Source organism: Senegalia massiliensis, assembly GCF_009911265.1.
In the GTDB taxonomy this organism is placed as follows: Bacteria; Bacillota; Clostridia; order Tissierellales; family SIT17; genus Anaeromonas; species Anaeromonas massiliensis_A.
Map to the genome: position 1 here is coordinate 1 of NZ_QXXA01000026.1, position 22,123 is coordinate 22,123.

The following is a 22,123-nucleotide window of genomic DNA, read 5'->3' on the forward strand; positions in this document are numbered from 1 at the left end:
AATATTCAAAAGAAGCAGTAGAAAATACTTTAGACACAATAGAAGAGCTAGAGAAAATAACAGATAAATTAGATAAAAACTTTAAAAGTATTTTATTTAAGTCTAGAGTAAAGAATTTTGTTGATTATATCGTACCAGTTAAAAGAATGAAGGAGGCAATATAAATGGAAAATAACATAAATCAAGAAACAGCTTTATCAATAGTTGAAAATATGAACATGACTAAAATAAATGATTCAATGGCAAAAATATCACAGTTTCAAAAGATAGTTCAAAGTACATTAGTAGAAGGTCATGACTTTGGCCAAGCTTTTTATGGATCTACTAAACCTAGTTTACTTAAACCAGGAGCAGAAAAAATTCTTATGTTATTAGGACTTTCAAGTGAATATGAAATTATTGAAAAAATACAAAACTATGAGGAAGGTTTCTTTGCTTATACAGTTAGATGTGTACTTACAAGAGCTGGACAAACAATAACTCAAGGATTAGGACATTGTAACAGTAAAGAAAAGAAATATGACAGTGATAAGCAAGATAAATATATGTTAGGTAATACATGCCTTAAGATGGCAAAGAAAAGAGCTCAAGTAGATGCAACATTAACTGTATCTTCATTATCAGATATATTTACTCAAGATGTAGAAGATATGGCTCAATTTGAAAATGATGAAAGAGTAGAAACTATGAACTCAAGTGATGCAAGAAATCTAAAGATAAACTTTGGTAAACATAAGGGTAAAACTTTAGGTCAGATATCAAAAGAAGATAAAGGATATTTGAAATATTTATCAGATAAAGCTAAAGATCCTGCAGTACAAAAAGCAGCAGGAATGCTTTTCAATATTTCAAATACTGAATTTAACCCAAGTAATGATAATAAAGAAGAACCAGCAGAAGATTTAGCAAATCAAATGGGAATGAAAGATGCAGATGATGAAGAAATACCATTTTAAATAAAGTGTATGAGGGGATAAAGTCCCCTCTTTAACATAAAGGTAGGTGATAAGATGGCAAGACCTATAAAGACAGGTTTAGATTACTATCCTTTAGATGTTGACTTTTTACAAGATATAAAAATTAGAAAGATTATGAGGGCTTGTGGAATTCAATCTATAACAATACTAATCAGCCTGCTATCTAGTATCTATCGTGATAAAGGATACTATGTTGTGTGGGATAATGATATGACTTTTCTAGTTGCTGACGAAGTTGGGGCTAGCGAGGGCGCAGTAATTGAGGTTGTAAATAAAGCAGTCCAAGTAGATTTTTTTAATGAATATACTTTTAAGCAATATAAAATTTTAACTTCAAAAGGAATACAGAAAAGATTTTTAGAGGCAATAAGCAGAAGAAAAGAAATTAATCTTATTTCAGAATATTTATTAATAGATTTAGATAATGATTACAGTAACTTAGTTAATGTTAACATTAACTCAATTAATGATAACAGAAGTACACAAAGTAAAGAAAAGAAAAGTAAAGTAAAGAAAAGTAAAGAATATAACAACAAAAAGAATGATGATTGTTGTGATGGTTTTGATAATGATCTCTTAGATGAAGAAGATATAAATTTAGATGATAATGAATTTAAAAAACTATCTACTATGTATCAGCAAATACTAGGGCAAGCAAATAGCTATACCAAAGATTGGATTGTTAGTAATTTAGAAGATTTTGGATATGAATGGCTTAGTAATGCCATGTTTATAGCAGAGAAAAATGGAAAAAGAACAAAAGCATATGTAGAAGGCATATTAAAGAACTGGAAGGCAAATGGAGGAATGGATTTAGAAGGCAAAAAGAAACCACAGCAGCAGAAAAAAGAGAGTAAACCTAATAATTTTCATAACTTTAAGCAAAGAACTAAAAAGTATTCTGCTGACGAATTAGAAGATAAGGTTAGAAGAAAATTTGAAAGAAAAATTAATGGAGGTTGATATCAATGAATATAACAGGATTAAAAATATCAGATAGAGTTTTATATAAACAAAAGAAAGCAGAATTAGAGCAGAAGTTAAAAAGTTATTTAGGACTTAAACATGATTTGCTTATAGATAATGGATTCAAATTTAATTTTTCTAAAGCTGCATATGAAAATAAAAAGCTTAACAGAGAATTTAATATAGATGTTGTTAAGGAATTAGATACCCATCAATTAGTACAGGCTATTAAAAAAAGTAAATGGAGGGTGATATAGTATGCCATTAATGATTGGAGAAGATAAACATTTAAATAGAAACATAGAACAATTAAAGAGTTTAAGATCGCATTTAGAAGAGTTTGCAAAAGAAGATTTAGATTGGAAATTTGACATTTTAGCTTTAGATTATGCGATAGATAAACTAGGTGACAGTCATGACAAAAGAATATAAAGAAATAGTTGATACAGCAGTAAAGATATATTTCAGCAATAATATTAGTGCTAAAGAAGCAATAGAAAAAGCTAAAAGTATATGGAGGACAAAATCATGAAGGTGGGTAAAAGGTATGAAGTAATTAGACAAGGCAAGAAAGGCTATAAGAATAGGATAGTAGGAACAGTTGTAGAGGAATATTCAAATCTTTATAGTTTTCAAACGAAAAATTATAGGACAAATATAAATAAAGTTGATTTAATTTGTGGTGATTACACAGCAAAACCTATATAGGAGGGAGAGTGTAAATATGATAAAGCATATGAAGTATTTACTAGATGGAACTTTAATAAAGAGATACATTATAAATAGTATTCTAAGGAGAGGTTAAGCAATGGGCATTCATAGAGGAGACACATTTGAAGAAATAATTAATATATCTAATGTGATGTATAAAAGAAAAGGTATAGCACTTATACAAAAAATAGCAACACCAGTTAAAGTACTTAGAAGACAAGGACATAGAATAACAAATGGTTATTTTGAACAAAAAAGCACTTTAGACTTTATAGGAACCTATAGAGGTAGACCAATAGCTTTTGATGCCAAAGAAACTAAAGAGAATAGATTTCCTCTTAAAAATATTCATGAACATCAGTTGAAATTCATGGAAAGTTGGCATAGAAATGGTGGACAAACTTTTATATTGGTATCTTTTGCAAGTTACAATAAGGTATATAAATTAGATTATAAAGATTTAATATTCTATTGGGACAGATGGAAAAGGAACAAGGGTAGGAGAGGATATGCAAGTATTCCTTATGAACATTTTAAACTTAATTGTAAAGAATTAGCATCTAAAGATGGAATATTACTAGATTATTTAGAAGGAGTTGAAGGAAATGAAAAATCTAATTGTGGTTGATACAAATACTGGCGAAAAGATAGAAGAGATAGAATTTTCAGGAGGATATAATATAAGCTATACTAATCTTACTGACTCAGGAAAAATAAGAAATATTAGAAAATTAAATAACAGTAAGTTTGGAGAAAAGCATTGGATAAAAAATTATATTTATAAATCCATATCTATAAAATTAGTAGAAAAATTTAAAGAGCTGAAACATGTTAGACCAAATAAAATATTATTTATTGAAGACATATATTGGCAAAAACCTGATTCAATAAAACCTAAAAAGCATTGGATGGCAAGAATTAAAAAAGCAAACAAACAATTAGAAAGCATGTTAGGATATGAGTATATTTTAGAAACTAGAAGTTATTACACTGAAATGATGCAAAAAGAACAACTTATAGCACTTATATATCATGAGCTCAGACACATAGATGAATATGGCGATATAAAAGAACATGATGTTGAAGATTGGGATAATATGATTGCTACACTTGGGAAGGATTGGGCTACAACAAAAGCACAAATACCAAATTTAATAGATGATTATATAGATTGGAATAGCTTAGAAAAAAGAGCTAAACAAATGAATTTATTTAGAGATATTAGAGCAGTTAAATAACATAACAGATTTTATCATAATTGATTATAGAAAATAATAAGAAGTGCAAATAAGCACTCCTTATTAAGTATGTATATGAGGGGCAGTAGCTAATATGCTGATAGAGTTGAAATGAACAGTTAGACTGTTTAAAATACTTAAAGTGTGATTATGATTTAAATTTATCTTATTTGACATAAGTATCACTCCTAACATGATTGTTCCTATAATGTAGCATGTCATCATCAGCATAAGGCTGCTATCCCCTATGGACACATAAGTGTTTCGACATATTTATTATACCATACATTTAATATATTAGTAAGATATAGGTTGGGAGGGAAGAAATGCAAGAAATAAGATGTAAAGTATGCAGTAAATTATTAGGAAGAGTACCAAAGGCAACAGCATTTGAAATAGAAATGAAGTGCCCAAGGTGTAAATCAGTGAGAATATATAATAAAGAAGCTCTAGAAGCTCAGGGATAGTTTTCCCTGGGTTTCTTTTATTTAGGAGGGGAGATATTGCAGGAGTTAATAATAGAATTAAAGAACTTAAGGAAGAAATTAAATGAAAACTTAAAGGAAATAGAAATAAAAGGCTATGAGAAAGCAAAAACAGAATATAACTATAAAATAGCTCTTTCAAAAGAAATAAGAATAGAAAGAGAAAACAAGATGCCAGTAACAATAATTAATGACGTAGTAAAAGGGAAGAAAGAAATAGCACAGTTAAGATTTTATAGAGATAATGCTGCATCTAGTTATGATGTAGCATATGAGAAACAAAGAGCCATTAAGTTAGAAATAGGAATAGTGGAAGGACAGATAAATGCTATAAGAAAAGGGGAGTGAGGTATATGGAGATAATTAATTCAATCAATGATCTATATAAAATGTTAGAAATATGGGAAATTAGATTACAGGCATATGAAGAAGAAAAGAAAGCTATAGAAAAGTTAGGGAAATTTGGAGGTCCTAAAGAAATAGGAGCAGTAGATTATTCACAACCAAGAGTAAGTGGTGGAGGTGGCCAACTAGATTTTGACGAGACTCTTTCTTTGTTACATAGAATAGAAAATCATATTTCTATACATGAAGATAATATAAAAAATATAAAAAGTAAAATAAAATCTATTGAAGATAAAGTAAATGAATTTGAAGGTATAGATTATAAAGTAGTTTATTATAGAGATATAAAAGGAATGACTTTGCAGCAGATAGCAGATAAATTAAATTATAGTAAAAGACAAATTGAAAGAATAAGCTCTAGAAATAAGAAATGTATATAAGTTGTCGGTGACATGTCGGCAATACATATAATATTATGTTATTAAGAGAAAGACCGATTATAAGGCTTTCATCTACTAACGCATCTATCACGAGGTGCGTTTTTTGTTACTCCTTTTGTGTGATGGGCGGTGTGCATAACCCAATATAATAAGAGGGGATGTTAAATATGTTAAAACCACCTATATGTAGAATGGGAGGAAAATCAAGATTAAGAAAAACAATAATAGAAATGATACCAGAGCATAAATGTTATGTAGAACTATTTTTTGGTGCTGGTTGGGTATACTTTGGTAAAGAAAAATCTAAAGTTGAAGTAATAAATGATATAGATAAAGAACTGATAAATTTATTTAAAATGATAAAGTATCATTCTCCAGAGATAGAAAGAATGTTAGAATATGAATTTTCAGGACGTGATATTTTTGAAGAATATAAGAATTATAACGTTGAATATTTAACTGAGATACATAGAGCAATAAGATTTCTATATTTGATAAAGCAGAGCTTTGGAGGAAAAGGAGATCATTATGGATATGGAACTACAAAAAAACCATCTCAACAAATATTCTATAAAGGCATACTTGAAGAACTAAGAGAAAGACTTAGAAATACTTATGTAGAAAATCTAAGCTTTGAAAAAGTCATAGATAAGTATGATAGAGAGTATACATTTTTATTTATAGATCCACCATATTTTGAAACAACAGGATATAAAGATAAATTTACTAAAGAAGATCACTTATTACTTAGAGATAAATTAATAAATTTAAAAGGAAAATTTTTACTAACAATTAATGATCATAAAGAAACAAGAGAATGGTATAAAGATTTTAATATTAAAGAAGTAGAAGTTAATTATTCAGTATCAAAAACTAAAAAAGATAAACAGAAATATAAAGAATTAATAATAACTAACTACTAAAAGGACATGTCTGTAAGATGTGTTCTTTTTATTATGCCAAAAAGGTGAGAATATGAAAATAACGAATAAGAAATTTAATAAGAGCAAATGTAAAAATTGTATATGGAAGAAGAAATTGAATGATAAGGATTATTATTGTCTTTGGCCTAGGTGCATAAAACAATAAAAGTCAAAAATAAAATAGTATGATAAAAAATCTTAAATACTTCCTAAGTATAATTAATAAAAACTATTATTATGTAAAATTTGAATATGAATATCTAGTCGCAGAATGCAATATAATAGTAAAAACTCAATTAAGGAGGATCGAAATGAGAATCTGTTTACACAATTGGATATTAATAGGAAGAAATATGATAAAAGGTAAAGGTATTACCAAATATAAATGTATAAAGTGTGGTAAATATAAGTATAAGAAATGGTAAAAAAACGAGAAAAATGTCGAATATTGCGATAATGAATTAAAGGAATATCACATTTTCTGTAGAAATATTAAGTATAACGGAGAAATTTAAACAGAAAGTAGTGATAAATAATATGTCTATAATTATTCAAGAATTTAAAAAACATCCAATACATAATTCCTTAAATGATCTAAGTCAAGTAATTAAAAAAATTGAAAAAAATAAAGAAGTACCTGAACAACAATTAGAACATATAACTAGACTGAAATTAGTACAAGAAAGGTTGGTGAGGAATCTAGAAGCTGTAGATCCTTTTTTTGTATCAAAAAGCACTTTAGATAATATAAATTCAAATATAGTTAATTCTAGAAATCAACTTAATGCATATATGGGAAATTTAAATGAATCTTATATAAATAATATAAGATCTTATACTAATGGTATTTTACATATTATGTCGTTATTGAAAAACGTGAAAGCTTCAGATGATATTGATAATATAACAACAGATATAAGCAATTTTAGAGAATTTACATCTGATTTAATGAATAATATGTATAAAGATTATAATGAATATGTTGATAAATTAAAAAATGAATATAATAACTCAGAACAGAAAATTAATGAACAAGAATCTAAACTAGAACAAATATCAAAATTAATAAAGGAAGAAAGAGATAGAATTAACTCAGTAATAACTCAGGCACAAAATCAAATAAATGAATTTAATGCTCAATTTGGTAAAGCACAAGAAAATCGAATAGAAAGTTTTAGTAATTTAAGGGATAAATTCAGAGAAGATTTTAAAGGTTTAGAGCATAATATGAAAGAAGGCTTTGAAAATTTAAGTAATAATATTGAAGAAAATAATCATAATGAATTTAGTAAATTGATTAATGAATTCCAGGATACAAAAGAAGAATTTGAAGAAGAAACAAGTATTAGAGTAGAAGAATATTTTAAGGAATTTAATGAACATAAAAATAATATAGAGAAAATTTTAAATTCTCTTGGAATTAAAAGTATGGCAGGAGGATATAATGAGTTTGCTAATAAAGAGAAAAAGTCTAGGGTAATTTGGCAAGTGGCGACGGTATTATCCATAATAGGCTTGATAGGTTTTAGTATTAATTTTGTAAATTCTTTTAAAAATTTAAGTATATCCACAAATGAAGTTAGTTGGGCATTATTTTCATCTAGAATTATAGTTGTATCTGCTATTGGTACTTTAACTGCATACTGTTCAAGACAAGCTACTAAACATTTAGAAAATGAGAGGTATAACAGACAAATGCAACTAGAGTTAGCAGCAATTAATCCTTATTTATCAATATTAGAACGTGAACGAAAAGATAAGATTATGGAAGAACTAGCTTATAGATTCTTTGGTAGGTATGATGTGATTTTTAGCAATGATAATAAAGAAGATCATGAAGAGAAAAGTCGAAATACAATATTATTAGAGCTTCTACAGAAGGCATTTAACATGAACAATAAAACTGATTAAGTAGTTATAGATAATTAATGATATAATAAACTTTAATTAAATTATTAAATAAATGGATGTGTTTTTGTTATATATAAGTATATTAATCGGAGTGATAAACATATGATAAAGTGAATAAAATAAAATGTGTGGGATGCTCTAATTTTAAAGAGTTAGCCAGTTACACAAATACAGATAACAGATAATATATAATTTATGATATTGTTCATAAGAGAGCCAGGATATATTAAGAAAATAAATGACTGGGAAGAGACCAATATATTATTGAAATACTAGGAAAAATTAGTATTGAAGATTATTTAAAATTCATGAAAAAATGTATAGAGCTAAAAGAAAAATATGACATAAAATTTTAATATATAAAAATTAAGCCCTAAAGAGGCTCTTTTTTATATACAAAATAAAAGAACAGGTAGCAATCGAGGTGGTGGTATGGCAAAGAAATTAAGTGCAAAACAGAAGAAATTTGCTGATTTATATATTAAGTTGGGAAATGCAACACAAGCAGCAATAGAAGCTGGTTATAGCAAAAATTATGCAATTGCACAAGGTTATAAATTGTTGGATAATGTTGGTGTAAAAACATATATTGATAAAAAGCTAAAAGAAATAGAAGATAAACAAATAGCTAAAGCAGAAGAAGTATTAAAATATCTCACTTCTATTATGAGAGGGGAAGAAAAAGAAGAAACCCTTAAATGGATAGGAGAAGGAGAACAAGCCATATCAGATATAGAAGTTAGTGCTAAAGATAGAATAAAAGCAGCAGAATTAATAGGAAAAAGATATGGTATATGGAAAGATAAAGTTGAAGTTGATGATTCCATTACAATAAACATAAAAAGAAAAGGTGAAGATTAATGCAGATAGACAAAGAAGTTAATCCTCACTTTGAAGATTTCATATTTAATTGGGAGTATAAAACATATTTTTTAGTAGGAGGATATGGATCATCAAAGAGTTACCATATAGGATTGAAACTTATACTTAAGTTGCTGCAAGAAAAAAGAAAAGCACTAGTAGTAAGAGAAGTATTTGAAACAATAAGAGATTCTACATTTTCACTTCTTGAAGAAATAATAGAAGATTTAGATTTAGCTCATGTTATAAAAACAAGAGTAAGTCCATTAAGAATAGACTTTCCTAATGGTAGTCAGATAATATTTAAAGGGATGGATAAACCAGCTAAATTAAAATCTATTAATAATGTAACTATAGTATGGATAGAAGAATGTTCAGAGCTTAAATATGAAGGATATAAAGAGTTATTAGGTAGAGCAAGACACCCAAGTCTGCCAATACATTTTATATTATCAACAAATCCAGTAGGAGAAGATAATTGGAGTTACACTCACTTCTTTAAAGATGAACTTAAAGAGATTTTCATTTTAGATGATAAAGAATTATATAAAAAAAGAATAATAAAATTAAACAATACATATTATCATCATTCTACAGCAGATGATAATTTATTTTTGCCTAAAAGTTATATAGAGCAGCTTGATGAATTAAAAACATATGATCCTGACTTGTATAGAGTAGCAAGGCGTGGAAGATTTGGTATTAATGGTACTAGAGTGTTGCCACAGTTTGAAGTTATGCAGCACGATTTAGTAATAAATAATATAGGTGATATACCTAAAAGGTATTATAGGAATGGAATGGACTTTGGTTTTGTAGAATCTTATAATGCAGTAATAAGAATGGCCATAGATGATAAAAAGAAATATTTATATATCTATTGGGAGTATTACAAAAATAAAATGACTGATGATAAAACAGCAGAAGATATAAAAGAATTTAGAGAAAACAAAGAACTTATTATAGCAGATTCAGCAGAGCCTAAAACAATAACCTATTATAATCAAGAAGGATTTAAAATGATAGGTGCTAAAAAAGGTCCAGGAAGTAGGCTACAAAATACTAAGAAGATAAAAAGATTTAAAAAGATAATATGTTCTGATAACTGTCCTAATACTATAAGAGAATTAAAAAACTTAACTTATGCAGTAGACAAACAAGGAAATATTATAGAAGATGAATTTAATATAGATAGTCATTCCCTTAGTGCTATATGGTATGGATTAGATGGATATGAAGTATCAAATATTAAAGATAGAAAGAATTATTCAGGAAAGGGGGCAAGGTAATGGATTATAATCAAATATTAAAAACAGAGATAGAAGGTGTCTATGGAGATTATCTTGCTAGAGTAAATAAAATAAATGAATATTATAGTATTTATTCAGGAAAACAAGAATGGAATACTCCTGAAGATTTGGATTATGAGCCTACCAAGAAAATAACTAATATTATAAAGAAGCTTATAGATACAAAAGCAAGATTTATGTTTGGTAAAGAACCTTATTTTGACATAAGACAAATAGATGAAGATGAAGAAAAGTCAACTAAGTATGAAGATCAAGCACAAGAAAAAGAAGATTTATTATATAAAATACTTAAAGAAAACAAATTCCATAGTAAGCTTTTAAAAGCTAAAAAAGACTGCAGCATTGGTGGTAAGATAGCTATAAAACTATGGGGACATAAAGAAAAAGGACTTAAAATAATATTTTCTCCAGCACAAGAGTTTTTCCCACAATATAATTTAGATGATGTAGACCAACTTGAGAAGGTGGTCTTTTTATATGCTTTAAATAACGAAGTTAATACTGAAGACCAAAGGATTAAAAAGCAAGTATGGGAACTAGTTAATGGCAATTGTATATTAAACGAATCTACTCATGATGGTAGGGGTGAAATTATATCAATAGAGTATCAAGACTATAATACAGGACTTGATTTTATTCCAGTAATCATAGTTCAAAATGGTGGACTTACAGGAGAAACAGAAGGAACATCAGATGTAGCAGAGTTATGGAGCAATCAAAAAACATATAACAAAATGACTAGTGATGATGTAGATGCTTTAAGATTTCAAATGTTTGGCCAAGATGTAGTTACTGATGCAAGTGAAGATAGTATTAAAAATATAAAAGTAGCTCCTGGTGCTATGGTAGACCTTCAGACAGATATAGCACATAAAAATGAAGGTAGGCAAGCTAAGATGGAAAGACTTGAATCAGGATTTAGTTATGATAGCAAATTTAGAGATACAGTAGATAGAATTAAAAATGATATGTATGAATCATTAGATGTGCCTAATGTAAGTTTAGAACAACTTAAAGGACTTATGACATCAGGTAAATCTATGAAAGCTTTATACTGGGGACTCATAGCTGCATGTGAAGAAGATTGGACAGAATGGGGTCCTGCATTAGAGCAAATGGTTAATTATATATTTAATATGATTGATACTTATAACCTATATAAAGCTAGAGATATTGCAAAATATGAAACTACATTAGAAATACAAAAGAATTACCCTATACAGGAAGATGAAGATAGTAAAAAAGAAATAGATATGCAAGAAGTTAATTCTAATGTGAGAAGTAGAAAGAGTTATATGAAAAAATGGGGAGAATATCCTGATATAGATGCCGAGATAAAGCAAATACAATTAGAACAGCAATTACTTCAAGATAGTTTTACAAGAAGTTTAATTAATGACATTGAATATCCTTTAGATGATGAAACATTAGAAGAATAGGTGATAGCTTATGAATGAGTATGAGAAAATAACTAGATCTATTCGTAAAAAGGTATCTAAAGTTACTCTAGAACAACAAAAAGAAATACTTAAGATATATACAGAAGCTATAGAGAATATGGCAAAGAAAGTAGCAGATGAAAAAGAAGATTCTATAACTAAAAAGTTGCTTAATGAATTTACTAAAGATTTAATATCAGAAAAGATTACTATTTTAAAGAATATAAGCAAGAGTACAACAAAAAGCATAACTAAAGCTGCTGGATATGGAATAAAAACAAATGAAGAGATACTAAAAAGAATATTTGATTTAACAGGAGTAAATTCTAATGTAAATTATGAAGGGTTATTTTCATCCACTAAAAAGAAAATAATTAATGATATAGTCTCAGGTAAATTATATAAAGATAATAAGACTCTATCAGATAGAATATGGAGAGCTAATAATAAGTTTGAAGATAATATTCAATATATGATAAATAAAGGTATATTAGAAGGAAAATCATCATTAGAACTTGCTAGAGATTTAGAAACATTTATTAAAGAACCTGCTAGAAGGCCTTGGGCATGGTCTAAGGTATATCCTCAATTAGTAGGTACTGTAATAGATTACAATGCTCAAAGATTAGCTAGAACTAGTATAAATCATAGTTATCAAAATAGTACGATACAAAGTTGTAATATGAATCCATTTGTAGAAGGAATACAGTGGCATAGTGCATTGCAGCATGGAAGAACGTGTGAAGTATGTAGAGAGCGTCATGGTGAAGTATTTCCTAAAGATAATGTACCTTTGGATCACCCAAACGGACTTTGTACAATGATACCTTATATTCTAAAAGATAGTGAAGAAGTAGCAGGAGAATTAAGAAATTGGTTAGATGGAGAAGATAATTCTGTATTAAATGAATGGTACCAGCAATATGGTTTATACTTTGCTTTTAAAGAAATATAAGGAGGTGTAATAATATGAGAGTAGCATATTGTAATGATTGTAAAAAGCAGTTTCAAGTAGAATCTAAAGAAAAACAATTAGAAGATAATATTATAAAACATTATTTTAAATGCCCACATTGTAAAAAAGAATATATTGTTTATTATTCAGATCATTTAATTAGAAAGAAGCAAGATAAAATGAAAGAATTAAATAATAAATATTTATCTGAAAGAGATTTACAACCACAAAAAGCATTAAAAACATATAAACAAATAAAAAAGCTTAAAAAAGAAATTGGAAAAGATATGGATAAGTTAGAAAAGAGGATTGAATCACCTGCTAAGTAGGTGTTTTTATTTTGCTCTTTTTTAGTATTTGTAGAGCATAAAGAACAAAGAATCCAAAGAGGTAGCAAACTCTATAAAAAAGCTATGGATAATATAGGAGGAATGAAAAATGGAATGGTTAAAAAAGTTAATTGAGAAGCATACAACAGATGGAACATTAAATCAAGAAGAATTAATAAAAGAAGTTAATAAGGAATTTCCTAAGCATGCAGTACCTAAAGATACTTATAATGCTTTATCTGATAATAAGAAACAATTAGAGAAAGATATATCAGATAGAGACAAGCAATTAGAAGAGTTAAAAAAGGTAGATGCAGAAGGACTAAAGGAACAAATAGAAAAATTACAAGAAGAAAATAAAACTGCTAAAGAAAAATATGAATCTGAAATGAAAGATTTAAATCTTACTAATGCTATAAAACTTAAAATAGCTGGTAAAGTTCATGATGAAGATTTAGTTGCAGGATTATTTGATAAAGAAAAATTGATTCTTCAAGATGATGGTTCTATTACTGGATTAGATGACCAGTATAAAAACATATCTGAAAACAAACCTTTCTTGTTAAAGGAAACAGAGCCAATAGGCACTGGTGGAAGTACAGGAAATGGAGAAAAGAAAAAAGTTCCAATTGATAAAACAAATTATGGTAGCACATTAGGTAAAAGTGTAGAAAAAACAAATTTAGATACTAGTTCTTATGAGATATAGAGAGGAGAATATAAAAAATGGCTAATAGAGTAAGGATAGAACAATATTCAAACAAAAAAGAAATATTGAAATTTAATGACTTTGTGTCAACAACGGTAAATGTAACTGATGTAGGAGTAACTGCAGTAGATGGTAAAAAAATATTGAAGGCAGGCACAATTATAGGTGGTAAAACTAAGTCTGTACTATTGAATACTGGTGAAGTTGTAGAAGAAAAGAATACTACTACAAAGGCTCCTGATGCAGAAGGAGTATTGTTATATGATGTTGATGTAACTTACGGACCAAGAGAGGGTTCTATGGTTATATATGGATATATCAATATAGATAAGATACCAAAGGCACCAGTTGCAGAAGTGAATTTACCAAAAATTACATTTATGAAGTAAAAATATATAAGGAAATATGAAGGGAGATAATATAAATGAAAAATACAATATTTGATATAGTAACAGCTGATAATATAAAAGGTTTTTATGAAGAATCAATTGAGGGGAAAGTACAACCTCTTGGAGCTGCTTTATTTCCAAGGGATAAACAATTAGGATTAGAGTTAAGTTTTATTAAAGGTAAAGGTGGAGTTCCAGTAGTGCTAAAACCTTCTGCTTTTGATGTACAGTCTAATTTAAGAGACAGAATTGGATTAACTACTCTTAAAACTGATATGCCTTTCTTCAAAGAATCTATGGTTGTTTTAGAAAAAGACAGACAAGATTTATTAACTATGTTACAAACTAAAAATCAACCATATATAAACATGGTTACAAAAAGAATATTTGATGATAAAAAGACCTTAATAGATGGAGCTACTTCTCAAGAAGAAAGACTCAGAATGCAACTATTAACTCAAGGTAAAATAGCTATAACTGCTAACAATGTAGATATGGAATATGATTATGGTATGCCAGTTGAAAATAAATTGACTCCTGAAAAAGTTTGGACAGATCCCACAGCAAAAATAGGAAAAGATATAATGAAGTGGATTATGGATGCTAAGAAAAAAGGGGTAACTATTACAAGAGCGTTAACTAATAGTTCTACTATCTTAAATATGATGGAAAATACCGAAATATCAAAAGAAATATTAGCAAATCAAAATGGAGCTGGAGTTGTAACTCCATCTATGATAGGTCAATGGGTTAAATCTAAGTTTGGTTTAACAATATTATTAAATGATGAAGTGTTTGTAGATGAAAGTGGAGAAACTAAACAATATGTTCCAGATGGAGTATTTAGTTTACTACCTGCAGGTGCTCTAGGAAAAACAGTATTTGGTACTACACCAGAAGAAGCTGATTTAATGAGTGGGGCAACTGATGCACAAGTATCTATTGTAAATACTGGAGTTGCTATTACAACTACTAAAAAGACAGATCCAGTAAATGTTGACACTAAAGTATCAATGGTTGTATTACCTTCTTTTGAACAAATAGATAAAGTATTTATAGCAAATGTAAATTAATAAGAAGGGCTAATACCTCTTCTTATTTTATTTAAAGGAGATTTTTAATATGAGTTTAGAACTTGAAAAATTAAAAGAATTAATAGATGAATATAATTATCCTTATTTTGAAGATACTTATTTATTAGAAAGATTAAATAAATCAAGCAATATGAAATCACTTGCAAGAGAATTGTGTATTATGAAATCTGGAATACAAGAGATTAAACTAGGAGATATAACTATACCTTCACCTAAAAATCATTTTCTCATGCTTGCTAGTAAATATAGGACTAATTTAACAGGGGTGGTGACTAGAGCTGATGAATACTAAGTATTATAAAAAGTATATTGAAAAGCTTATTAATATTAATCCTGTAGAGATTATTATTAAAAGAAAAGTAAATACTCCTGATGGATATAAAGGGACTACATCAACAACTAAAAAAATTAATGCTACTGTTACCCTATATGATAAAAAAGGAAGTAGACAAATAGCAACAGATGAAGGTATAAGTTATACTGGGGTAATAGTTACTAAGTTATTAGCTTTAAATGATACAGATATTATAGAAGGAGATACTTTTAAGGTTGATAATAAAACATATAAAGTATCTTTTATTAAATCTTATATGGGTATTTGTAAACAAGCAGAACTGGAAGTGATTGCATGAGTATAAGGGTTAGAAATAATTTTAATCCTTTAAAAGCATTGATTAAAACTAGAGCTGCTATAGGATTATATGCTGATACAGAAGCTAAAAGAATGGAAGGTAAAGCTAAGATAGATGCTCCATGGACTGATAGGACTAATAATGCTAGAAGTAGTATTAGAGGTAATTTTGGTTGGCAAGGAAGTCAAGCTAAAATAATATTATCAGGTAATATGGATTACTTTCCCTATCTAGAGTTAGCAATGGAGAAAAGATATGCAATATTATCTCCTACACTTCAAAATAATGCACCTAAAGTATTAAAGGGATATCAAAAGTTGGTGAAATAATGTGGAAAAGAATATATCATAAATTAAAAGAAAAAGGATTGAATCCTTATCCTCCTGGAAAACACATAGGAGAATGTATAGAAAGGTACTGTGTAGTTAAAGAAAACTCACAAGTACCTTATTTTAATTCTAATAAAACAGGATATAAAACTATAGATATTATATTACTTGTACCAAATGATAGTTACATATCTATGGACCCTTATGCAAAAGAAATAAAGGCAGCAATGAAAGAATTAAATTTTATCAGGAAAACAGGAAATGAAACCCCTGTTATACCTGATGATAGTAAAAAAGCCTATACTTCAAGTATAGAGTATCAATTAATGAAGAAATTGGAGGGATAAACATGGCAAATGAAGTTATAAATGAGTTTCCTTTGGCCAATATAGTTAGGGTTGAAATGGTAACAGAAGAAACAACTCCTAAAACATATAGATTAACAGATGTAGCAAGTGAAGCAGAAGTAACAGCTTATGTATCTGAAGGGGAAGAAAAACCTTTAAGAGTAAAAAACACAATTAAAGCTCAAAACAATACAGAAGATATTGTAATGGGATATGATTTAAAGCTTGTAAATGCTACTATGGTAGCTGAGGTATTAGCACTTATAGATGGTGGAACTTTAAGATTTGATGAAGTAGAAACAACTAAATTATTAGGATATGATGGACCAGCTGTTGGTTCTCCTGTATCAAGAAGGTTATTTACAACTTATATTTATACAGAAGAAAAAGACGTTGATGGTGGAACTTTGAGTTATGTTAAGTTTGGATATAAACATTGTAAAGGTACACCAGTAAACTACTCACTACAAGATGGGGAGTTCTTTGCACCAGAATTAAATGCAAAGAGTAGACCAAAGAAGGGTGAAAGCCCAGTAAGTATTGATTTTCTAGATGAGCTACCTGCATAAGTAGGTAGCTTTTAATATTAAGGAGGAATAAATAATGAGTGAAATATTAAATATAAAAGAATTAAAAGATATGTCTACAACTATATTAGAAATACCTGATTTTAAAAATGAAGAAACTGTTAATATAAGAGTCAAAAGACCAAGTTTAATGAGTATGGCCACACAGGGTAAAATACCTAATCATTTAATGGGTATAGCTGCTAAAATAGCAGGACTTAATACAGGCAAACAGAAAGATACTAATTTAAAAGAATTAGGACAAATTTATGAATTGTATTGTAGGGCTGTAATGGTAGAGCCTACATATGATGATTTAAAGAGTTATATAACAGATGACCAAATGTTAACTATTTATGAATGGGCGATTGGCGAGGGTAAGCAGTTGGAAAACTTTCGTGAAGACACAGAAGATGGCACAGATAATAGAGATGGGGAAGCATTATAAGAAACGGCCTAGTGAGATTATAAATATAGAAGATGAGTACACTGCATATTGCTTTGATGAAGTAGCTTTTTTCTTATTAAATGAAGCTACAGATGACAAGGGAATACTAAAATGGAATAGGATTAAATGGGGAAATGATAAGAAAGAAAGTAAAACAAATCATAATCTTATTAAGTTTATGCAAAAACATTGCTAACTATGGTATAATATTCCTACAAATTACATAGGGGGTATTATATATGGATATACTTTTATTTATTGTTGGAATATCTGGTTTTGTTGCTTCTTTACTTTTCTTACTTGTTTATTCTATTCAGAAAGAATCTAAAAAGAAACCCTTAATGCTAATGGGTATTAGTATTGTTTTATTTACTCTTAGTCTTTTTATGAACAGTTCAGATATAGATACTGAAGCAGATAAAGAATCAGTTGAAGAAGAAAAAGAAGTTGAAACTTCAAATAATGATAATGAAGATAATGATAATGAAGTAGAAACAAACACTTCTACAGATGATATACAAGGGAAAGATGAAGGTACAGTTAATATTCAAACTGATACTAATGTAGAAGAAGTAAATCCTGAAGAGGAAAAGGAAAGAGAAGAAGATCAGAAAAAGCAAGAAGCTGCTAATGAAGAAGAAAATGAAGCCGAAAAGAAACAGAGAGAAATAGAAAGTGATAAATTTAATATTAAAACTGCTATAAAAGATAGAATAGATGAAGGTGACTATACTAATGTAACTATTGATTCTATAACTATTAATGAAAATTTAGGCACAGAAGAAGATAGAGATTATATAGCATTAGTAAATTTGGATTTTAATGTTAAGAATACAAGAAATACTGGAAATAAAGTAATGAGAATGTACTCTGATGATTTAGCTGCAACATTAGCCAATAAAGGTATAAAGAATTTAGCAGAGATAGCTATTTTTTTGAAAGATGAATATAATGATAGAAGTGTAAAATATGCATATGAGTATAAAAATAATGGGTTTTATATTATGGATATAGCAGGTGAATAAAAAACTTACAAATTAAAGGCATCCAAAAGGGTGTCTTTTTTGATGCAAAAAAGTAGGTGATGATGATAGAAAATAAAAAGAAATGGTATAAATGTCCTCATTGTGACAAGAAATTAGCAGTTTATGATGATGAAAATGCAATAAGTAAAAAAGTTTATATAAAGTGTAGAGGATGCAAAAAAGAAATAGAAATTAAAATAGATTAATAGAGCCATTGAGCCATCTGTTTTATAAATGGGTAGGTGAGAATATGGCTATAAATGCTGGTAGTGTATACAGTGAATTAATACTAGATACAAAAAAATATCAAGCAGGACTAAGCAAAGCTGATAAAGATATGAAAGGCTTTACTAGTAGACTTGGAAAAGCTGGTAAAATTGCAGGTAATGTAGGTAAACAAATGACAACTAAAGTTACTTTACCTGTTCTTGGACTTGCAGCAGCTTCTTTAAAAGTAGGAGCAGACTTTGAGAGTTCTATGAGTGAAGTTCAAGCTATATCTGGAGCTACTGGTTCTCAACTAAAACAAATGAGTGATAAAGCAAGAGAAATGGGTAAAACTACAAAGTTTTCTGCTAAAGAATCAGCACAAGCAATGAAATATATGGCAATGGCTGGTTGGGATACTACTCAAATAGTTGGGGGACTAGATGGAGTTATGCAATTAGCATCAGCTTCAGGTGAGGATTTAGCTACAGTATCTGATATAGTAACTGATTCTATGACAGCTTTTGGTATGCAAGCTGAAGAATCTGCAAGATTTGCTGATGTTTTAGCAGCTGCAAGCAGTAATTCTAATACAAATGTAGGCATTATGGGCGAAACATTTAAGTATGTAGCTCCTTTAGCTGGATCTATGGGTTATACAGTAGAGGATACTGCTTTAGCTATAGGATTGATGGCAAATGCAGGCATAAAAGGAAGTCAATCTGGTACAGCTTTAAGAAGTATGCTAACAAGATTGATTAGTCCAACGGATGACTCTGCAGCAGCTATGAAAAGATTAGGAATATCAATTACAGATTCAAATGGAGAAATAAAACCTCTTAATGTTTTAATGGAAGATATGAGAAAGAAATTTCAAAACTTAACTCCTGAACAAAAAGCTTCAGCTGCTGCACAAATAGCAGGTAAAGAAGCTATGTCGGGATTTTTAGCAATAATGAACGCAAGTAACAGCGATTTTGCTAAACTTCAAACTTCTATTAATAACTCAACTGGTGCTGCTAAAGAAATGTCTGAAGTCATGGAAGATAATTTAAAAGGTAGAATTAAAAAGTTAATATCTCAACTTCAAGAAATAGGTATACAATTGTCACAAATTTTCATACCTATGGCAGAAAAAGCTGTAGCAAAATTAAGTGAATGGGCAGAAAAATTCTCTAACCTAGATGAGTCTACTCAAGAGAATATAGTTAAATTGGGTTTATTTGCAGCAGCTATAGGACCTGTTCTTATGGCAGGTGGTAGATTAGTATCTATAATATCAGGTGGAGCTAAAGTATTTGGATTATTAAAAGGGGCTATGGCTACAAGTGCAGTAACAGCAGGAACAACTACAGGAGCTTTTGGAACTTTAGGACTTGGTGTAGGTGCTTTAAGTGCACCAGTATTAGCAGGAGCAGCAGCAGTTGCAGCTTTAGGTTATGCAGGGTATAAGACATATAAGCATTTTCAAGAAGAAGCAATACCTGCTACAGACTTATATGGTGACAAAGTATCAGAAGCTACACAAAAAGCAGTTCAAGGATATATAGATTTAAATGAAAAAGCAACAACTCAACTAAAGGATTTTACATGGAAACAAAATGTAATGACACAGGAGATGGTTGACAAGCAAGATGAGCAATACGATAATTTAGAACAAATTATTTTAGAAAAAATGGATAAGAAACATGCAGCACAGTTAAAGAAGACAGAAGAATATATGTTTGAAAGTAAAGCTCTAAGTTTACAGGAAGAAGAAGAAATCTTACGAGGTATGGAAGAGAGTCAACAAAAGGAAAAGGAAAAACTTCAAAATCATAAAGATAGAATAATGGAAATTCAACGAAGAGCATCAGAAGAAAAAAGAACTCTAACGACTGAAGAGTTAGAGGTTATTGATAATTTAAATAATGAGATGAAAAAATCAGCAGTAAAAAACCTTTCAGAGACAGAGCTTGAGAGTAAAGTAATCCTAGAAAAGATGAAAAATCAATCTAGCAATATAACTGCAAGGCAAGCAGCGGAAATTGTTAAGAATAGCAAGAAGCAAAGAGATAAAGCTGTAGAAAATGCAGAAAAACAGTATGATGAAACAGTAGCTAATATCATTAAAATGAGAGATGAAACAGGAATAATTTCAGAAGAACAAGCTAAAAAATTAATAGATGAAGCAGAATTTACTAAAAAGAGAGCAGTGGATGAAGCCGAAGGTATGCATAAAAATGTAGTAAAAGAAGCTAAGGCCCAGGCTAAAGAGCATGTGAATGAAGTAGATTGGACTAAAGGTGAAGTTAAATCTAAATGGGATGTTATGGTAAGTAATACTAAATCTAAGTCTAAGGAAATGTGGAGAGATACAGTTGCTGATGTAAAAGCTATAGCAAAAAAATTCTCTGATAAAGGTGAAGAAATAAAAAACCGTTGGAAAACAGTTATGGAAAATGTAAAAACTAATGCCGATACAAACATTGGAAAAGCTAAAGATTTTATTAGTTCTGGAATAGAAAAAATAAAGAAACTTTTTGATTTTGATTTAAAACTACCTGATATAAAAGTACCAAAGCTACCTAAATTACCTAAACCATCTATATCAGGAAGTTTTAGTTTGAATCCTCCTAGAGTACCAAATATAAAATGGAATGCAGAAGGTGCTATATTCACTAAACCATATATATTTGGGAATCAAGGTGTAGGTGAAGCTGGTCCAGAAGCAGTATTACCAATAGAAAAATTATCTAATATATTAGCTGACACTTTGAAAGTTATACTTCCTAAACAAAATATAGGCAATAACACTATTACTATAGAAAGAAATGAAAGTATTGATTATAACAAGTTATCTAATGTAATGTTAGAAGCTATTGAAACAAGTACTAACAATAAACCAATAATTATTAAACTTATTTCTGATGGTAGAGAAATAGCTGAAGCTACTTCACCTCATGTATCAAATAATATGGTATTAGAAACAAAAAGGAGGGAGTGGTAGTGTATATAAATAATATAGATATAGTCCAATTTGATGCTGAATTATATTCTAAACAAATAGGCACAAAAGAAATAAATTCAGAAACTGAATGGAATAGAAAAAAATTTTTAATAAAAGATCAACAAAAGTTATCACTTCCTTTGAATGTTGAATTGATTGTAAAGGGAGAAGATATTAATATTCTAGAAAAAAATATAAGTAATATTATAAAAGAATCTCAAAAATCCAGTATTAAATTTAAAGATATTGATTTCTTTTTAGATGGCATATTGAAATCTAGTAGTCCTAAGTATATCGGAAAAGACTTAATGGATGATAAAGAAACTTCACTATTAAATTTAGATTTTGAAGTTTACTATAAGTATGAACAAGAAAAAATAATAAACTTTAATAAAAGTAATGATCTAACTATATTTGTAGTAGGTAATGATACTACTCCAGCTATAGTAGAAATTACTCCTAGTATAGATGTAGCTTCGGTAAATATAACTGGATTTG

At 28.8% G+C, this 22,123-nt stretch carries 32 protein-coding genes; all 32 read left to right on the top strand.

The features are described from left to right. Positions 1 to 164 precede the first annotated feature (164 nt). Positions 165 to 956 (top strand): hypothetical protein, encoded by a 792-nt coding sequence (locus tag D3Z33_RS15675; RefSeq protein ID WP_160198719.1) that lies wholly within the window; start codon positions 165 to 167, stop codon positions 954 to 956. Between the two features lie 54 nt (positions 957 to 1,010). Continuing rightward, positions 1,011 to 1,940, top strand: a complete 930-nt coding sequence (locus tag D3Z33_RS15680; RefSeq protein ID WP_160198720.1) for a Lin1244/Lin1753 domain-containing protein — start codon at positions 1,011 to 1,013, stop codon at positions 1,938 to 1,940. 5 nt (positions 1,941 to 1,945) lie between these two features. Beyond that, positions 1,946 to 2,200 carry a hypothetical protein gene (locus tag D3Z33_RS15685; RefSeq protein WP_160198721.1) on the top strand — a complete coding sequence of 85 codons (255 nt, stop codon included), beginning with the start codon at positions 1,946 to 1,948 and terminating at the stop codon, positions 2,198 to 2,200. A gap of 1 nt (position 2,201) precedes the next feature. Next, the gene (locus tag D3Z33_RS15690) at positions 2,202 to 2,375 is read left to right on the top strand and encodes a hypothetical protein (protein ID WP_160198722.1); all 174 of its coding nucleotides are present in this window, start codon (positions 2,202 to 2,204) and stop codon (positions 2,373 to 2,375) included. A gap of 96 nt (positions 2,376 to 2,471) precedes the next feature. Beyond that, positions 2,472 to 2,651, top strand: coding sequence for a hypothetical protein (locus tag D3Z33_RS15695; protein WP_160198723.1), 180 nt, complete (start codon positions 2,472 to 2,474; stop codon positions 2,649 to 2,651). Positions 2,652 to 2,751: 100 nt separating this feature from the next. After that, positions 2,752 to 3,282, top strand: coding sequence for a Holliday junction resolvase RecU (locus D3Z33_RS15700; RefSeq protein ID WP_160198724.1), 531 nt, complete (start codon positions 2,752 to 2,754; stop codon positions 3,280 to 3,282). Then, a complete protein-coding gene (locus tag D3Z33_RS15705) occupies positions 3,260 to 3,892 on the top strand; it encodes a putative metallopeptidase (protein WP_160198725.1) in 633 nt (210 codons plus the stop codon). The genes D3Z33_RS15700 and D3Z33_RS15705 overlap by 23 nt, the downstream gene beginning before the upstream one ends. A 326-nt stretch (positions 3,893 to 4,218) precedes the next feature. After that, a complete protein-coding gene (locus tag D3Z33_RS15710) occupies positions 4,219 to 4,359 on the top strand; it encodes a Com family DNA-binding transcriptional regulator (protein WP_160198726.1) in 141 nt (46 codons plus the stop codon). Between the two features lie 36 nt (positions 4,360 to 4,395). Further along, the gene (locus D3Z33_RS15715; protein WP_160198727.1) at positions 4,396 to 4,725 is read left to right on the top strand and encodes a hypothetical protein; all 330 of its coding nucleotides are present in this window, start codon (positions 4,396 to 4,398) and stop codon (positions 4,723 to 4,725) included. A gap of 5 nt (positions 4,726 to 4,730) precedes the next feature. After that, positions 4,731 to 5,162, top strand: coding sequence for a hypothetical protein (locus D3Z33_RS15720; protein ID WP_160198728.1), 432 nt, complete (start codon positions 4,731 to 4,733; stop codon positions 5,160 to 5,162). Positions 5,163 to 5,329: 167 nt separating this feature from the next. Next, a complete protein-coding gene (locus tag D3Z33_RS15725; protein WP_160198729.1) occupies positions 5,330 to 6,085 on the top strand; it encodes a DNA adenine methylase in 756 nt (251 codons plus the stop codon). 537 nt (positions 6,086 to 6,622) lie between these two features. Next, positions 6,623 to 7,996, top strand: coding sequence for a hypothetical protein (locus D3Z33_RS15730; RefSeq protein ID WP_160198730.1), 1,374 nt, complete (start codon positions 6,623 to 6,625; stop codon positions 7,994 to 7,996). Between the two features lie 432 nt (positions 7,997 to 8,428). After that, positions 8,429 to 8,857 carry a terminase small subunit gene (locus tag D3Z33_RS15735; protein ID WP_160198731.1) on the top strand — a complete coding sequence of 143 codons (429 nt, stop codon included), beginning with the start codon at positions 8,429 to 8,431 and terminating at the stop codon, positions 8,855 to 8,857. Continuing rightward, positions 8,857 to 10,146: a PBSX family phage terminase large subunit gene (locus D3Z33_RS15740; protein ID WP_160198732.1), complete on the top strand. Its 1,290-nt coding sequence runs from the start codon at positions 8,857 to 8,859 to the stop codon at positions 10,144 to 10,146. The genes D3Z33_RS15735 and D3Z33_RS15740 overlap by 1 nt, the downstream gene beginning before the upstream one ends. Further along, a complete protein-coding gene (locus D3Z33_RS15745) occupies positions 10,146 to 11,606 on the top strand; it encodes a phage portal protein (RefSeq protein ID WP_160198733.1) in 1,461 nt (486 codons plus the stop codon). The genes D3Z33_RS15740 and D3Z33_RS15745 overlap by 1 nt, the downstream gene beginning before the upstream one ends. Before the next feature lie 10 nt (positions 11,607 to 11,616). Continuing rightward, the gene (locus D3Z33_RS15750) at positions 11,617 to 12,561 is read left to right on the top strand and encodes a hypothetical protein (RefSeq protein ID WP_160198734.1); all 945 of its coding nucleotides are present in this window, start codon (positions 11,617 to 11,619) and stop codon (positions 12,559 to 12,561) included. Between the two features lie 14 nt (positions 12,562 to 12,575). Beyond that, positions 12,576 to 12,890 (top strand): transglycosylase, encoded by a 315-nt coding sequence (locus D3Z33_RS15755; protein WP_160198735.1) that lies wholly within the window; start codon positions 12,576 to 12,578, stop codon positions 12,888 to 12,890. Continuing rightward, a complete protein-coding gene (locus tag D3Z33_RS17020; RefSeq protein ID WP_279279100.1) occupies positions 12,891 to 13,025 on the top strand; it encodes a hypothetical protein in 135 nt (44 codons plus the stop codon). Further along, on the top strand, positions 13,000 to 13,599 hold the full coding sequence (locus D3Z33_RS15760) for a phage scaffolding protein (protein WP_160198736.1): 600 nt from the start codon (positions 13,000 to 13,002) through the stop codon (positions 13,597 to 13,599). The genes D3Z33_RS17020 and D3Z33_RS15760 overlap by 26 nt, the downstream gene beginning before the upstream one ends. Positions 13,600 to 13,616: 17 nt before the next feature. Beyond that, positions 13,617 to 13,988: a hypothetical protein gene (locus tag D3Z33_RS15765; RefSeq protein WP_160198737.1), complete on the top strand. Its 372-nt coding sequence runs from the start codon at positions 13,617 to 13,619 to the stop codon at positions 13,986 to 13,988. Between the two features lie 35 nt (positions 13,989 to 14,023). Next, complete coding sequence (locus D3Z33_RS15770; protein WP_160198738.1) at positions 14,024 to 15,061, top strand: major capsid protein; 1,038 nt, start codon at positions 14,024 to 14,026, stop codon at positions 15,059 to 15,061. Between the two features lie 49 nt (positions 15,062 to 15,110). Beyond that, a complete protein-coding gene (locus D3Z33_RS15775; protein ID WP_160198739.1) occupies positions 15,111 to 15,374 on the top strand; it encodes a hypothetical protein in 264 nt (87 codons plus the stop codon). Then, a complete protein-coding gene (locus D3Z33_RS15780) occupies positions 15,364 to 15,714 on the top strand; it encodes a hypothetical protein (protein ID WP_160198740.1) in 351 nt (116 codons plus the stop codon). The genes D3Z33_RS15775 and D3Z33_RS15780 overlap by 11 nt, the downstream gene beginning before the upstream one ends. Continuing rightward, positions 15,711 to 16,043, top strand: a complete 333-nt coding sequence (locus D3Z33_RS15785) for a hypothetical protein (protein ID WP_160198741.1) — start codon at positions 15,711 to 15,713, stop codon at positions 16,041 to 16,043. The genes D3Z33_RS15780 and D3Z33_RS15785 overlap by 4 nt, the downstream gene beginning before the upstream one ends. Continuing rightward, positions 16,043 to 16,390 carry a hypothetical protein gene (locus tag D3Z33_RS15790; RefSeq protein ID WP_160198742.1) on the top strand — a complete coding sequence of 116 codons (348 nt, stop codon included), beginning with the start codon at positions 16,043 to 16,045 and terminating at the stop codon, positions 16,388 to 16,390. Before D3Z33_RS15785 ends, D3Z33_RS15790 begins: the two co-directional genes overlap by 1 nt. A 2-nt stretch (positions 16,391 to 16,392) precedes the next feature. Then, the gene (locus tag D3Z33_RS15795; RefSeq protein WP_160198743.1) at positions 16,393 to 16,959 is read left to right on the top strand and encodes a hypothetical protein; all 567 of its coding nucleotides are present in this window, start codon (positions 16,393 to 16,395) and stop codon (positions 16,957 to 16,959) included. 34 nt (positions 16,960 to 16,993) lie between these two features. Continuing rightward, positions 16,994 to 17,404: a hypothetical protein gene (locus tag D3Z33_RS15800; protein WP_160198744.1), complete on the top strand. Its 411-nt coding sequence runs from the start codon at positions 16,994 to 16,996 to the stop codon at positions 17,402 to 17,404. After that, positions 17,388 to 17,600 carry a hypothetical protein gene (locus tag D3Z33_RS15805; protein WP_160198745.1) on the top strand — a complete coding sequence of 71 codons (213 nt, stop codon included), beginning with the start codon at positions 17,388 to 17,390 and terminating at the stop codon, positions 17,598 to 17,600. Before D3Z33_RS15800 ends, D3Z33_RS15805 begins: the two co-directional genes overlap by 17 nt. A gap of 43 nt (positions 17,601 to 17,643) precedes the next feature. After that, entirely contained in the window at positions 17,644 to 18,429 is a 786-nt protein-coding gene (locus tag D3Z33_RS15810) for a hypothetical protein (RefSeq protein ID WP_160198746.1), read from the top strand. A gap of 62 nt (positions 18,430 to 18,491) precedes the next feature. After that, entirely contained in the window at positions 18,492 to 18,635 is a 144-nt protein-coding gene (locus D3Z33_RS16565; protein WP_201750562.1) for a hypothetical protein, read from the top strand. A gap of 44 nt (positions 18,636 to 18,679) precedes the next feature. Beyond that, positions 18,680 to 21,625 (top strand): phage tail tape measure protein, encoded by a 2,946-nt coding sequence (locus D3Z33_RS15815; RefSeq protein WP_160198747.1) that lies wholly within the window; start codon positions 18,680 to 18,682, stop codon positions 21,623 to 21,625. After that, positions 21,625 to 22,123, top strand: a 499-nt coding sequence (locus D3Z33_RS15820; protein WP_160198748.1) for a hypothetical protein, incomplete at its 3' end; no start/stop codon positions are given. The genes D3Z33_RS15815 and D3Z33_RS15820, both read left to right, overlap by 1 nt.